The organism is Saliniramus sp. (assembly GCF_035311605.1).
GTDB lineage: Bacteria > Pseudomonadota > Alphaproteobacteria > Rhizobiales > Beijerinckiaceae > Saliniramus.
In genome coordinates, this window is record NZ_DATGCW010000056.1 from 1 (window position 1) to 13,109 (window position 13,109).

General features: G+C 66.6%; 12 protein-coding genes. 9 read left to right on the forward strand and 3 right to left on the reverse strand.

Annotated features, from left to right (window positions below; all coding sequences use genetic code 11):
* The 5 genes from VKP01_RS02755 to tilS form a co-directional block, all read left to right on the forward strand.
* On the forward strand, positions 1-487 hold a 487-nt coding region (locus VKP01_RS02755; RefSeq protein WP_324410104.1), incomplete at its 5' end, for a tripartite tricarboxylate transporter TctB family protein.
* 69 nt (positions 488-556) lie between these two features.
* Positions 557-2,095 (forward strand): tripartite tricarboxylate transporter permease, encoded by a 1,539-nt coding sequence (locus VKP01_RS02760; protein WP_324410105.1) that lies wholly within the window; start codon positions 557-559, stop codon positions 2,093-2,095.
* On the forward strand, positions 2,092-2,862 hold the full coding sequence (locus VKP01_RS02765; protein ID WP_324410106.1) for an SDR family NAD(P)-dependent oxidoreductase: 771 nt from the start codon (positions 2,092-2,094) through the stop codon (positions 2,860-2,862). Before VKP01_RS02760 ends, VKP01_RS02765 begins: the two co-directional genes overlap by 4 nt.
* A 277-nt stretch (positions 2,863-3,139) precedes the next feature.
* On the forward strand, positions 3,140-4,171 hold the full coding sequence (gene ybgF, locus VKP01_RS02770) for a tol-pal system protein YbgF (protein ID WP_324410107.1): 1,032 nt from the start codon (positions 3,140-3,142) through the stop codon (positions 4,169-4,171).
* The gene (gene tilS / locus VKP01_RS02775; RefSeq protein WP_324410108.1) at positions 4,168-5,259 is read left to right on the forward strand and encodes a tRNA lysidine(34) synthetase TilS; all 1,092 of its coding nucleotides are present in this window, start codon (positions 4,168-4,170) and stop codon (positions 5,257-5,259) included. The genes ybgF and tilS overlap by 4 nt, the downstream gene beginning before the upstream one ends.
* A 66-nt stretch (positions 5,260-5,325) precedes the next feature.
* Here the strand turns inward: tilS and VKP01_RS02780 are convergent, their stop codons facing one another.
* Positions 5,326-6,003, reverse strand: a complete 678-nt coding sequence (locus VKP01_RS02780; protein WP_324410109.1) for a hypothetical protein — start codon at positions 6,001-6,003, stop codon at positions 5,326-5,328.
* A 173-nt stretch (positions 6,004-6,176) separates the two neighbouring features.
* Between VKP01_RS02780 and VKP01_RS02785 the strand changes: the two genes are divergently transcribed.
* The 4 genes from VKP01_RS02785 (at position 6,177) to VKP01_RS02800 (ending at position 11,363) form a co-directional block, all read left to right on the forward strand.
* Positions 6,177-7,505 (forward strand): lytic murein transglycosylase, encoded by a 1,329-nt coding sequence (locus VKP01_RS02785; protein WP_324410110.1) that lies wholly within the window; start codon positions 6,177-6,179, stop codon positions 7,503-7,505.
* 76 nt (positions 7,506-7,581) lie between these two features.
* On the forward strand, positions 7,582-8,811 hold the full coding sequence (locus VKP01_RS02790; protein ID WP_324410111.1) for an SGNH family hydrolase: 1,230 nt from the start codon (positions 7,582-7,584) through the stop codon (positions 8,809-8,811).
* Positions 8,812-8,963: 152 nt separating this feature from the next.
* Positions 8,964-9,332 carry a YbjQ family protein gene (locus VKP01_RS02795; protein WP_074446543.1) on the forward strand — a complete coding sequence of 123 codons (369 nt, stop codon included), beginning with the start codon at positions 8,964-8,966 and terminating at the stop codon, positions 9,330-9,332.
* Between the two features lie 114 nt (positions 9,333-9,446).
* On the forward strand, positions 9,447-11,363 hold the full coding sequence (locus tag VKP01_RS02800; protein ID WP_324410112.1) for an ATP-binding protein: 1,917 nt from the start codon (positions 9,447-9,449) through the stop codon (positions 11,361-11,363).
* Positions 11,364-11,391: 28 nt separating this feature from the next.
* Here the strand turns inward: VKP01_RS02800 and VKP01_RS02805 are convergent, their stop codons facing one another.
* On the reverse strand, positions 11,392-12,141 hold the full coding sequence (locus VKP01_RS02805) for a DUF1045 domain-containing protein (RefSeq protein WP_324410113.1): 750 nt from the start codon (positions 12,139-12,141) through the stop codon (positions 11,392-11,394).
* The coding region (locus tag VKP01_RS02810; protein ID WP_324410114.1) for a gamma-glutamyltransferase family protein at positions 12,138-13,109 on the reverse strand (972 nt) is incomplete at its 5' end. The genes VKP01_RS02805 and VKP01_RS02810, both read right to left, overlap by 4 nt.

The window sequence follows — 13,109 nt, forward strand, 5'->3', positions numbered from 1 at the left end:
GCCACGCAAGCTTCCGAGGGGCGATGCCATCATCGGCATCCTCCTGCTCGCAATCGCGATCTGGTACGGGCTGGAGGCGCAGTCGTTCCGCCCCGGGCGTTCCGGTGATCCGGGTGCAGGCATGTTTCCCACATTGCTGGCCCTGTTTCTGGGGCTGCTGTCGCTCTGGCTGATTATCGGGGCTGCGCTCTCGCCGCCGGAACCGCAGGAGCAGGATCCGCAGGAAAGGGCGCGCGCGCGGATATCGGCGCGGGCGGGTCTGCTGCGGGCATTGATCGCCGCCGGCCTCTCCCTGGCCTTCGTCGCCGTGTTCGAGGCTCTCGGCTACGTGATCGCCACGGCGCTCTATGCGGGCGCGATATCGCTCCTGTTTCGCCGCGACAACCTGTGGATTACCCTGTTCGCAGCAGGCGGAGCCGTCGGTTTCATGTATCTGCTCTTCGGTGTCCTGCTGAATGCCCGCCTTCCGCTCGGCCTCCTGTCATGAGCACGACGACACGCCACACTGCCGAGAAGCCGTTTCACATCATTCTCCCGTATTGCAGCGGAGTGTCTCATGCTGGCTGAACTGCCTGATGCCATCAGCCTCTTCGCCGGCGATCTGCGATTGCTCGGTTTCGTCTGCCTCGGCGTCCTGCTGGGCGTGTTCGTGGGCGCCGTACCGGGGTTGACGGCCACGCTGGCCATCGCACTGCTCCTGCCCTTCACCTTCGGCATGCCGGCGCTGGATGCGATTCTCCTGATGACCGGGATTTTCGTCGGCGGCATCTATGGCGGCTCGGCGACGGCGATCATGGTGCGCGTGCCCGGTGCGCCGGCCAACACCATGACGATGCTCGATGGCCACGAGATGCTCAGGCAGGGAAAACCCGAGCTGGCCCTCGGGCTGGCCACCGCCGCATCCGTCTTCGGCGGGCTGGTCGGGGGCGTTCTTCTGATTCTCTTCGCACCACAGCTCGCGCGCTTCTCGCTGGAATTCCAGTCGCCCGAAATCTTCGCGCTGGTCGTCCTCGCACTCGTCGCCGTCGCGGCGGTCAGTCAGGAATCCCTGGTGAAGGGCCTGATCGCCACGGTGATCGGCCTGATGATCTCCACGATCGGCATCGATCTCGCGGGTGTGCCGCGCTACACTTTCGAGGTTTTTCGCCTCTATACCGGCGTGCCGTTGATCCCTCTGGTAATTGGTCTGTTCGCCCTTGCGGAGGTGCTGCGCCGGCTCGAAGAACCACTGTCGCGCCCCAGACAGGTGGCCTGGATTTCATTCCGGCGGATCTTCGCCTTCGTGCCGGTCTGGCGCCGGGTCGGGTGGAAACTGCCGATCAAGTCCTCCCTGATCGGCGCCGTGATCGGCGCCCTGCCCGGCGCCGGTGCGGCCATGGCCGCCTTTCTCGCCTATGCCGAGGCGAAGCGGTCCTCTCCGCATCCTGAAAAATTCGGCACGGGTATTCCCGAGGGCATCGTCGCGCCGGAATCGGCCAACAACGCCATGACCGGCGGCGCCTTCATCCCGATGCTGGCTTTCGGCATTCCCGGTGATTCGGTGACGGCGGTCATCCTGGGCGCGCTGGTCATCCAGGGGATCGTGCCCGGCCCGCAATTGTTCACGCAGGCCGGCGATCTCGTGCTGCCGCTGATGGTGGGTTTCCTCTTCGCCTATCTGGTGCTGATGGTGCTCGGCCTGCTGCTGTTGCCCTGGTTCGCCCGTGTTGCCGTGATCGATCACGCGGTTCTGTTTCCGGTGATCGCAGCCGTTGCCGTGGTGGCCGCCTATGTGTCGGAACGCAGCCTCTTCGCCATGGGGACCATGGTGGTGATCGGTATCGGCGCCTGGCTGTTGCAGCGCCTGCAATTCTCGCTGGTTCCCGTCCTTTTGGGCGTCATCCTGGGACCTTTGCTTGAGCGCAATTTCAGACGGGCGCTGGGTATTTCCGGCGGCGACCCGACCATTCTCGTCAGTTCCTGGATCGCCGTATTTCTGCTGCTCACCGCCGCCCTGCTGGCTTTTTACTTCGCATGGATCCAGCCGCGCCAGCAGCGCCGCAGGGCGCGTGAGCGCGCGGCGTCGTCCGGATCGGGAGAGGGGCGCGACACATGAGCGTGCCAATGCATGCCGGGGCGATCGCCCGCGCGGTCCTGATCACGGGCGCGGCGAGCGGTATCGGCGCCGAAACCGCACGCCGGATCGCGGCGCCCGACACGGCTTTCGTGCTGCATACCCGTGCCCGGCGGGAGGCGCTCGAGGCCGTTGCAAGCGAACTCGCTCAGGCGGGATCACGCAGCATCTGCGTCACCGGCGATCTCGCCGATCCGGACACCGCACCCGCCCTCGCGCGCGCCGCGCAGGACGAATACGGCCGGCTCGATCAAGTGGTGAGTGCAGCCGGATATGCGCGCCGCGGCGCGTTGGCGGATACGGGGGCCGATGATCTCGAAGCCGCCTGGCGGGCCATGACGCTCGGCACCTTCGCCCTGGCCAAGACAACGATGCCACTCGTGGCGCAATCGCCCTGGCCGCGTTTCGTTGCGGTGAGTTCATTCGGCGCGGCACATTATCCGGAGAACGGCCTGTTCATGGCCAGCGCCGCCGCCAAGGCCGGGCTCGAATCACTGATCCGCACGCTCGCTTGCGAGCATGCCGCGCGCGGCATCCCGGTCAATGCGGTCGCGCCGGGCTATACCGAGAAGGATGGCGGCCATTCCTCGCTGAGCAGGGATGCCTGGGAGGCGATCAAGGCCGATATTCCGATGCGCCGGCTCGGGCGTCGCGAGGAGGTAGCCGGCCTGATCGCCTTTCTCCTCGGCCCCCTCGGCGGCTACATCACCGGCCAGGTGTTGCATGTGGATGGCGGGCTGACGCTGTGAGGGCAAAGAGGGGTCAGCGCGTATGCCATGGCGCGCGTGCTTTGCTCGACCATGATTGCAGTTGCAGATTGATGGTATCTGCATGAACCCGTTGCGACCGCTCCAGAAAGCCGCAATCGCACCATGACGGTGACACCGGGCAACCGCATCGGTGATCCCGCCATAATTTAGCCTCTCCAGCGGATTTGTGGTAAGGCGTTGCGGGCAGCGCGCCGGAGGGGCTCCGGCGTCATATTCGAGGATTTTCCGGGCCATGAAGACATCGCGGATTCGTCCCTTGATCGGATTCTTCGCGGGTTCCCCGGCGCGCGCGCTCGCCGTCGCCGCGCTGATCGCCGGGTTCAGCCTGTTCGTCCCGGCTGCGGCGAAGGCGCAGGACCTGTCCGAGATCGTGCTGCGGCTGAACCAGCTCGAAGGGCAGATGCGCAATCTGTCCGGACAGGTTGAGGAACTGCAATTCGAGAATCGCCAGCTGCGCGAGCGCCTCCAGCGCATGCAGGAAGATGTGGATTTCCGCTTCGATGAGCTGGGCGCGGGTCCCGCGCCCCAGCGCTCGGAACCGACTGTCCCGCCTGCCGACGCCCCCATGCCCGCCACGCCGCAGATGGATGTGCCGGATGTCGCGCAGCCTTCATTTGATGCGCCATCGCAACAGGCGGGACCGGGACGAAGCGATGCCTTCGATCCCGGCCGCGATCCGCTGGCGCCGGGCACGCCGCAGCCGCTGGGTTCGACGCAGCCCTCCGTGCCGCTCGCCCTCCCCGGCGCGATCCTCGGCAATGGCGAAGGCGGGCAGACGGACAGCGATTCCGGTCTCACGATGAGCCTGCCGCAATTGCGCAATCGCGATCTCAACGGTGATGCCTCCACGCAGGATACCGGCGATACCGCACCGCGTCCGAGCATTGCGGCCACGGGTGACGCGGATCCGCGTAGCTTGTATGATTCCGCCTATGCGCTGCTTCTGCAAGGCGCCTACGACGATGCCGAAATGGGTTTCCGCCAGTTCCTGCAATCACACCCGCGTGACGATCTGGCGCCGCAGGCGCGTTACTGGCTCGGCGAGAGCTATCGCGGGCAGGAGCGCTATCGCGAGGCCGCGGAACAATATCTGACTGTCTCGACGGAATATTCACAGACGGATGTCGCGCCGCAGGCCATGTTGAGACTTGGTGGCGCCCTCGTCGAAATCGGCGCATTGGAGCAGGCCTGCGCAACCTTCGCGGAGATTCCGCAGCAATATCCGCAGGCCGCCGAGGCGATGCGGGAGAACATTGCGCGTGCGGCGTCACGCGCCGGCTGCGCGTGACGCCGCAAGATCCCGCGAATACGGATGATGGCGCGCCTCTCCTGCCCGAAGAAGGTGCGGCACTGATCGCCGCCGCGCTCGCGCCCGGCGAGAAAACCCTCGTCGCCGCCGTATCCGGCGGTCCGGATTCCACCGTCCTGATGCATGCTGTCGCGGCGCTGGTGGCGCGTGGTGAAGGCCACCGTGCCACGATCGTGAGCATCGATCACGGCTTGCGCCCCGAGAGCACTGGTGAGGCTGCGGCAGTCGTGGCACAGGCAGGCGCGCTTGGGCTTGCGGCACGATCACGCCGCTGGGAGCCCGACGCGGCCCCTGCCGCCGGGATACAGCAGGCGGCCCGCGCCGCCCGCTATCGCCTGCTCGCCGACGAAGCCCGCGCAGCCGGTGCCACGACCCTGCTGACCGCGCATACGCAAGACGACCAGGCCGAGACCGTCCTGATGCGGTTTTGCGCCGGCAGCGGCATTGACGGGCTCGCTGGCATGGCGGAACGCGCGCCACTCGATGCCGTCGCCGGAGAGGCCGGGACCGGTATCACGCTGGTGCGTCCATTTCTGTGCGTCGCCAAGGCGAGGCTGATCGCCGCCTGCGGAGATTTCGGCTGGTGGCATGTGCGCGATCCGGCCAACACGGATTTTCGCCACACCCGCGCCCGGCTGCGAGCCTTGCTGCCCGCTTTGGCACAGGAGGGTCTCACGCCGTCACGCCTGACCCGTCTGGCGCGGCGCGCCGGCGAGACCCGCGAGGCGCTCAATCATGCGGCGGAGGTTCTGTTCACACAGGCGCATCTCGCTGATTGCGACGGCACGTTGACCCTCGATGGCGCGGTGCTGCGTAATGCGCCGGTGGCACTCGTCCGGCGCGTCTTGCGGCGCGCCTTCCTCGCCTGCGGCGGGGACGCTGCCGGGGCACATGGCTATGGCCCCGGCCTGGAGAAGATCGAGGCCCTGACCAGCGCGCTGCAACAGGCGCTGCGGCAGGGCAAGGCGCTGCCGGGGCGCACGCTCGCCGGGATTCGGCTCGCCTGCACGGCCGACGGCCGGGTCAGCCTGAGCCGTGCCGGGCCGCGACGCGCCGTGCGGGCGTGACGTGCGGGCGTGACGTGAAACGCCCGCGCCGAGGGGCCACGGGCGCCGTCACGCCTGATCAGGCGCTTACTCGCTGGCACCGCGCCCGCGCATCCGGGGGGCGCCGTGCTCGCCCATTTGGCCGCCGCCGGAACGGCCGTAACGCATGTGCCGATTCTGACCCTTGGTCATGTTCGGCTGCATCAGGATGGGCAGAAGGCGCTGCTGATCGGCATCAAGTCCGTCCCAGAACGGGCGCATGGCCTGGGCGAGATCAGCCATCACGGCGGCATTGGTGCTCGCCATCACGCTGCGGCGCTCGAGCCGCTCCATGAAATCATACGCCTGGCCCTGGCCGCGCCTCTCGCGCATGTCGGCACGCATCGCACGGCGCTCGTCGCGCGACATCTCCTGCATGCCTTCGCGCATACCTTGCCACATGCCTTGCTGCATGCCTTGCTGCATGCCTTGCTGCATGCCCGGCTCGCGACCGTCTCTTCCGTAGCCTGGTGCGGCATTGTGGCTCATGGCGCGCAGGGCCTCGGCGACGGGTTCGAACAGGGCCTCCTGCTCCTGCGTGAGGCGCAATCCGGCACCGATGGCGGCGATGCGCGCATCGGCGAGGGCGGCACGATCATCCTGATCGAGCATCGCGGCGAGGCCGCCCGGATTGCCCGGGCCACCGCGCGCAGGGCCTTCGGCGATCGCGGGAACGCTGGCAAGTGCCGTAGCGGCGGCGAAAGTCATCACAGCGAGTATCTTCATGGGATGTGGTCCTGATCCGTGTTTCGATGCGCTCAGCATGGTCGCCCGGCAATGGCACGGGCGTGTCCGGAAGATGACGATTTCGTCATCTTCCGGCAGCTTGCCGGTTAAGCATTCCTTCATCATGATTTGATGCTTTGAGGAAACCTGTGCCCGAGACGAGGATATTCCCGATGCGCCGCCGTCCTTCTGCCGTTCAGCCGCCAGCGTTGCGGCCATCCGTTCGGGCTCGCCTGCGCGGTGCGCTCTGCGCAACGCTGATCCTGCCGCTGGGCGGCTGTATCGGCGGCAATGCCTTCGCCGAACGCAATGATTCGCAACGCACCGGCTCCATCCAGGCCGTATCGCTTGATGCACCAAGCCGGAACGATGTCGGCGCCAGCACCCGCCCGGCCGATTTCTCGGCCTACCTCGAGAGCCTGCGCTCGCAGGCGGAGCGTCGCGGCGTGTCGCGCGCCACCTTCGACCGTGCCTTCGCAGGGGTCACGCCCGATCAGGAAGTGATCCGCCTGACCCGGCGTCAACCGGAATTCGCGCGCCCGATCTGGGACTACCTCGACGGCGCGGTCTCCGCCACCCGGATACGGCTCGGCAACGAGGCGCGTTCGCGCCACGGCCAGACGCTTGCAGCAGTGGAGCGCGCCTATGGCGTGCCGCAGGCGATCGTGCTCGGGATCTGGGGAATGGAGACGAATTTCGGCGGCTACAAGGGCTCAAAGGACGTCTTCCGTTCACTGGCCACGCTCGCCCATCAGGGCCATCGGGGGGATTTCTTCCAGGGTGAACTTCTGGCGGCACTCGAAATCCTCGAAAGGGGCAAGATCTCCCGTGACGCGATGAAGGGGTCCTGGGCCGGCGCGATGGGGCATCCGCAATTCATGCCCACGAGCTATCTGCGTTTTGCCGCCGACGGCGATGGTGACGGGCGCCGGGACATCTGGAACTCGGTCCCCGACGCGCTGGCATCGGCCGCGAATTATCTGCGCGAACACGGCTGGCAGCCGGGGCTGCCGTGGGGCATGGAGGTGCGTCTGCCCTCGAATTTCGATTACGGCGTCGAGAAGGCCTCGTTCGGGCAATGGGCGCGCCTCGGCCTCAGCCCCGCAGCCGGTGGTTCGCTGCCCAATCGTGGCGAGGCGAGCCTGTTCCAGCCCGCCGGCTCGAACGGCCCGGCCTTCCTTGTCACCGCCAATTATGACGTGATCAAGCGCTACAATTCCTCCGATGCCTATGCGCTCGGCGTGGCGCTTCTGGGTGATCGGCTGACGGGCGGCGCCGCAGTGCAGGCGAGCTGGCCGCGCAACGAGCCGCGCATGAACACATCCCAGCGTGAGGAATTGCAGCGCCATTTGCAGAATCTGGGCTATTATCGCGGCGATATCGACGGCATGTTCGGCTCGAAGACGCGCGAAGCGGTACGCAATTTCCAGCGCGGGCGCGGCCTGCCGGCGGACGGCTATGCCAATATGGCGCTGCTGGAGAGGTTGCGCGCGAATCGCTGAGGACTGGCGCGTCCCTGCCCTGCCGCCGGACGGGAAGAGCGCTGACCTGCGCGCAATCTTGCGCTATCATGGACACATGATGCGGATCATCCTATCCGGCCACGGCATGGCCCGGCTGCTGCCGGTCTTCGTCATGGCCCTTTCCTTGCTCTTGGCCATCCCGCCGCACGGCGTGGCGGCGATGCCCGATGATGCGCCCGGCATCGCGCCGGCGACACCGGCGCAATACGCCTTCCTGCGGCTGTTTCAGCGCTCCGAGCCCGAGCCGGCACCGGCGCAACAGAGGCGGACGCGTCCAGCGAGACCGGCTGCGCCAGCGCCGCTGAGGACCGATCCGGGAGCGGCGGATGCCATTTCCACCCGTATCGCCGTCTTCGGTGATTCGCTGGCCACCAATCTCGGGCAGGGCCTGCAGGCGCTGATGGAGGAGGAGGCGGATATCGCGGTTTCCGTCCAGGCACGCGGCTCGTCAGGTCTGGTGCGCGATGATTTCTTCGACTGGCCCGGCAATCTCGCGCGCATTCTCGCCGAGGCGCCCGACTTCGACATAGCCGTGCTGCAGATCGGTCTGAACGACCGTCAGGCGCTGCGGGTCGACGGGGCGAGTGCCGCGCCGCTCTCCGATCCCTGGCGCGCGGAATACGGCCGACGCATCGATGTCATCGCGCAGGCCTTTGCCGATGCCGGCATCCCCCTGATCTGGGTCGGCCTGCCGCCCATGCAGAGCAGCCGGCTGTCCACCGATCTCGCCATGATCAACGAGATCGTGCGCGATCGCCTGCGGCGCAGTGACGTGATTCATGTCGATATCTGGAAGGGTTTCGTCGATGAGAACGACCGCTACAGCGCCACCGGTCCGGACCTCTCCGGACAACCGGCGCGGCTGCGCACGTCGGACGGGATCCATCTCACAGGAGCCGGCGCACGCAAGGCGGCGCATTTCGTCGATATCGAGATTCAGCGGCTGATCACCCGCCCGCGCGACGAGATCGCCGTGGCACGCGCCGCCATCGAAGCGGCGGATGACGCAACCGCGCGGATTGCCGCAATCGACATGCTGATCCGGCGTTCCCTCGGCGAACTGCCCCTTGCACCCGGCCTGCTCTACACCGCGCGCCGCGATCCTGTCGGCCCCGTCATGCCGCTGACGCGCATCGACGTTTCCGCGCAGGGTATCCTGCTGTCCGGTGCTCCGCCTCTCGATCCAGCCACGCGCATCATCACCGAGCGCGTCCTCGAAGAAGGCGTGTCGCCGCCACCGGTTGCCGGGCGCGCTGATGATTTCCGCTGGCCACGCAGCCCCTGAAGTGAACCGGCAATTGCCCGGGCCGGGACCGGGTCGTAATCATACACAATCTTACGTATAATTCTGGTCATCCAAACTTAACCGTTTCGGGCAATCATGATTCCGACCGCCGGTTTTGCAGCCCGCCGACCCGTAACGATATGAGGACATGCATGCTGTTGACCACGACCGATTCACTCGATGGACATTCCGTCACCGATTATTGCGGCCTGGTCATCGGCCAGGCGGTGATCGGGCATGATGTCGTGAAGCAATTCCGCACCGGCATTCGCAACGTCGACAATGGCGGTCGCCACGATTACGCGAACGAACTCGCGCGTGCCCGTGAAGAGGCCACATCCGAGGCGATCGCGACAGCGACGGCCTTGGGCGCGGATGCGGTGATCGGTATCTCTTTCAGCTTCGAGACATCCGGTGATACCGCGCATCATGTCGTGGTCACGCTCACCGGAACGGCAGTCCGGATCGCGCCGGGAACGCAAACCGATCAATCCCGCATCGACGCGGCAACGCCGCATTAACGCGCATCGTGGCATCCTTTCTCCCTTGAGGATGACGTCGCCTGTCGCGTTCGATAGACAGGCGCGTTACAGACGGATGAGAAAGCCGTCGCACGGGGGCAGGCCACGGAAATCATGCAGAACAGGGATCATTGCATCGAGACCATCACCGTCGCGGCCCACGCGGATGCAGGCTTCGGTACACTCGTCGATCTGGCCGGGGCGCATGCCGGCATATGGCTGACGTCACGCGATAGTGTCACGGTCGGCGATTTCATCGGAATCGCGACGCCGCAATCGCTGACCATAGCCGTGATCACCACCATCACCGAAGCTGGCGCAGAGACCGGTGCCCACGCCCGGATCGACATGCTCGGGGAAGTCCTGCAATCGCCGGACGGGCGCAGCGTGTTTCAGCGCGGCGTGAGCAGCTATCCCCGGCTCGGCGCGCCGGTCATGCCCATGCAGCGCGACACCTTGCGCGACATCCATACCCGGCGCGACAGCCGCGCCGTCGCGCTCGGCACCCTCGCCCTCGATGCGCAGGTCACCGCCTTTATCGATATCGACGAAATGCTGAACAAGCATTTCGCGGTGCTCGGCACGACCGGTGTCGGCAAGTCCAGCGGCATCGCCCTGATGCTGCGCGCCGTTCTCGCCGAACGCCCGCGCCAGCGGATATTCCTGCTCGATCCGCATGCCGAATACGCCAATTGCTTCGAGACGTCGCAGATGCGGCTGATCACACCGGAAAACCTGCGGCTTCCCTTCTGGATGTTCGCCTTCGAAGAATTCGTCGATGCGCTGTTTCGCGCCCGCCCCGGCGTCGATGCCGAGGTCAATCTGCTGGCCCAGGCGATCATGGACGCGAAAGCCGCCTATGCCCAGGAACGCAGCGGCGCGGGGGCAAGCCTGCGCCGGCCCGGCAGCGGCGGCACGGGCGGTTTCACGGTGGATACGCCGGCTCCGTACCGGCTTGCGGATCTCTTGCGGCTGCTCGACGAGGGAATGGGACGGCTCGAGAACCGCTCGGAGGTGCCGATCTATCAGCGTCTGATCGCGCGCATCCGCTCGCTCTCCCAGGATCCGCGCTACGCCTTCATGTTCGCTGATGCCAATATCGGTGGCGATACCATGGTCGAGACGCTCGACGGCCTGTTCAACCTCACTGATCAGAGGCGCCGCATTACCGTCATGCAGCTTGCCGGATTGCCGGCGGAGGTGGTCGATTCCGTCGTCTCGGTGCTGGCGCGGCTGGCTTTCGAACTCGGGCTGTGGAGCGGCGGAGCCGTGCCCCTGCTCTTCGTCTGCGAGGAAGCCCATCGCTACGCCCCCGCCGAGCGCCATCTCGGTTTCGGCCCGACCAAGAAGGCGATCTCGCGCATCGCCAAGGAGGGGCGCAAATACGGTATCGGGCTCGGCCTGGTGACCCAGCGCCCCGCCGATCTCGATCCGCCGATCATCTCGCAATGCAGCACATTGTTCGCCATGCGCATGGCCAATGACCGCGACCAGGCCATCGTCAAGAGTGCCGTTTCGGATGCGGCGGAGTCGCTCGTCGCCTTCGTTCCGGCTCTGGGCATTCGCGAGGTCTTCGCTTTTGGAGAGGCCGTGCCGCTGCCCATGCGCATCCGTTTCGACAGTCTTCCGGCGCAGTTCCTGCCGGGCCCGAGCAACAATCTGGGCGCACGCAGCGAAATGGCGCTGACCCATAGCGACATCGCCGCCGTCATCGCCCGCTGGCGCCGCGCGGGCAGCATGCGTGAGTCCGGAGAGAACTTGGCGGTGGAGAGCCTGGCGGTGGAGAGTTTGGCGGTGGAGAGCCTGGCGGTGGAGAGTTTGTCGGCAGACCGCGATGCGCGTTTCGCGCCTCGCCGGACAAACCCGGCCATGGCGCATGACCAGGCAAACGGCATGCAGCATCCCGGCCCCGGCTCCGCTGCAAAGATGTCGGCGAATGCGGGTCAGGTGGAAACCCTGCGCGACGAGGATTTGATGCCGCAGGAATTCAGCGCCCTGCAATCCACATTGCTGCGTCGTCGCCTGTTCTGAAGCCGGCCCGGCAGCCTCGGCGCCCCGATCAGGGAAGGCGCGTTTTTCCGAAACCGGCCCGGTGCAGGATGCGAAAGGGTTCGCCCGGCAACTGCCGGCACAGAGCCAGATGATCGATCACGGCGGCCTCATCCGGCAGCATTTCCCGTCGCAACGCATCGAGCGCCGCTTCGAGCATCGCACGCTCGTGGCCCGAGACCCGCCCGCTCAGGGTCATATGGAAGGTAAAGGCATCAAGGACGGCGGGATAGCCGTAACGGTCGAGCAATGCGCGCTTGCGCGGCGGCAGCGCTTGCGGATTGCGTCGCGCGTATTCCTCCGGCGTGAGCGGTGCCCTGAAGGATTCGAACGCCATGACCACCCGCGCCTCGAGATCGCGCAGCGCCGGTGTCTGTTCGGCACCGGATTCGATCAAGGCGAGAAAAGCGGCGTCATCACCGTCTTCACCGAGCGCGGCGATGACGAGCGGAGCCAGCGTGACCGGCGCGCAATCGGCGCAGAAGGCATCGAGCGCGGCGATCAGACTGGCCTCGTCGCAGCCCTCGGCGAGCCGGATCGGCGGTTTGATCGTGGCGTGGAAGCCGTAGATGCGCGGGCGCTGCGTCAGTTCCGCGAGCCGCTCCGGCGTGATCGCGCCCAGATTCGGTCGAGGCACGTCTTCGCCACGCGCCGAATCGTAACCGAGGACGCTCGACCCGAAGCGCCAGAGCGGCGCCTTCGGGCGCGGCGCGAAATAAATCGCATAGCGCGCGCGCGGATCGGGCAGGACCTGATTCATGCGCCCCCCGTCCCGCGTGCCGCACCACCGGCGCGCGGATCGTGCGTGGCCGCGATAAGCCCGTCCCGGGGGTGGCGCACCAGCATGCCCGCATGACCGAGCAGATCCGCATAGGGCATGCCGATTTCCTCCACGACCTGACCGCGCGCCGCAAGACCGGAGACGATATCGGGGTCAAAGCGGTTTTCGAGCTTCAGCGTGGTCGAATCCTGCCCCCAGGTACGTCCGAGCAGCCAGCGCGGCGCATCGACTGCCGCAGCGGGATCCATGCCGAAGCGGTAGCGCGTGAAGATCTGCGCCTGCGTCTGCGGCTGGCCGTCGCCCCCCATGCAGCCATAGGACATCACCCGCCCGTCATTGAAGACCGCGAGCGCCGGGTTGAGGGTGTGGAAGGGTTTGCGGCCCGGTTGCAGCGGGTTGCGCGCGGCGGGATCGAGGGAGAAGGACATGCCGCGATTCTGCCACAGCACGCCGGTTGAGGGCAGGACCAGCCCCGAGCCGTAATCCCAGTAGACCGATTGTATATAGGAGACCGCCCGCCCCTGATGGTCGATCGCGCCCGTCCAGATCGTATCGCCGTGATCGGCGGCGAGCGGGAAGGTGGCGGCGCGGGCCATGTCGATGCCCCGCGCCTCGCGGGCGATCGCATCGGGGGTGAGCAGGGCGTCCGGATCGGCATCGAGTCGGGCCGGGTCTGTCACCACCCGGTCACGGATGGCGAAGGCCCGCTTCACCGCCTCGATCAGCCCGTGATGATGGTCGAGGCTGTCGCCGCGCGTCACGCCGAGCCGCTCGAACATACCGAGGATCATCAGCGATGCGATGCCCTGGGTCGGCGGCGGCAAGTTCCACAAGGTCGCATCCGCCAGCCGCAGGCCGAGCGGGCGCACCGCACGCGCCTCATATGATTCGAGATCCGCGCGGGTCACCGGCGCTCCGGCGCGTTCCAGATCGGCAGCGATCTCGCG

Excerpts from the sequence above, each read along its gene's own strand:
- VKP01_RS02800 (WP_324410112.1), top strand. The coding sequence starts at position 9,447 with ATGCAGAACAGGGATCATTGCATCGAGACCATCACCGTCGCGGCCCAC.
- VKP01_RS02790 (WP_324410111.1), top strand. The coding sequence starts at position 7,582 with ATGATGCGGATCATCCTATCCGGCCACGGCATGGCCCGGCTGCTGCCG.
- VKP01_RS02765 (WP_324410106.1), top strand. The coding sequence starts at position 2,092 with ATGAGCGTGCCAATGCATGCCGGGGCGATCGCCCGCGCGGTCCTGATC.
- VKP01_RS02780 (WP_324410109.1), bottom strand. The coding sequence starts at position 6,003 with ATGAAGATACTCGCTGTGATGACTTTCGCCGCCGCTACGGCACTTGCC.
- VKP01_RS02805 (WP_324410113.1), bottom strand. The coding sequence starts at position 12,141 with ATGAATCAGGTCCTGCCCGATCCGCGCGCGCGCTATGCGATTTATTTC.
- VKP01_RS02795 (WP_074446543.1), top strand. The coding sequence starts at position 8,964 with ATGCTGTTGACCACGACCGATTCACTCGATGGACATTCCGTCACCGAT.
- VKP01_RS02760 (WP_324410105.1), top strand. The coding sequence starts at position 557 with ATGCTGGCTGAACTGCCTGATGCCATCAGCCTCTTCGCCGGCGATCTG.
- VKP01_RS02785 (WP_324410110.1), top strand. The coding sequence starts at position 6,177 with ATGCGCCGCCGTCCTTCTGCCGTTCAGCCGCCAGCGTTGCGGCCATCC.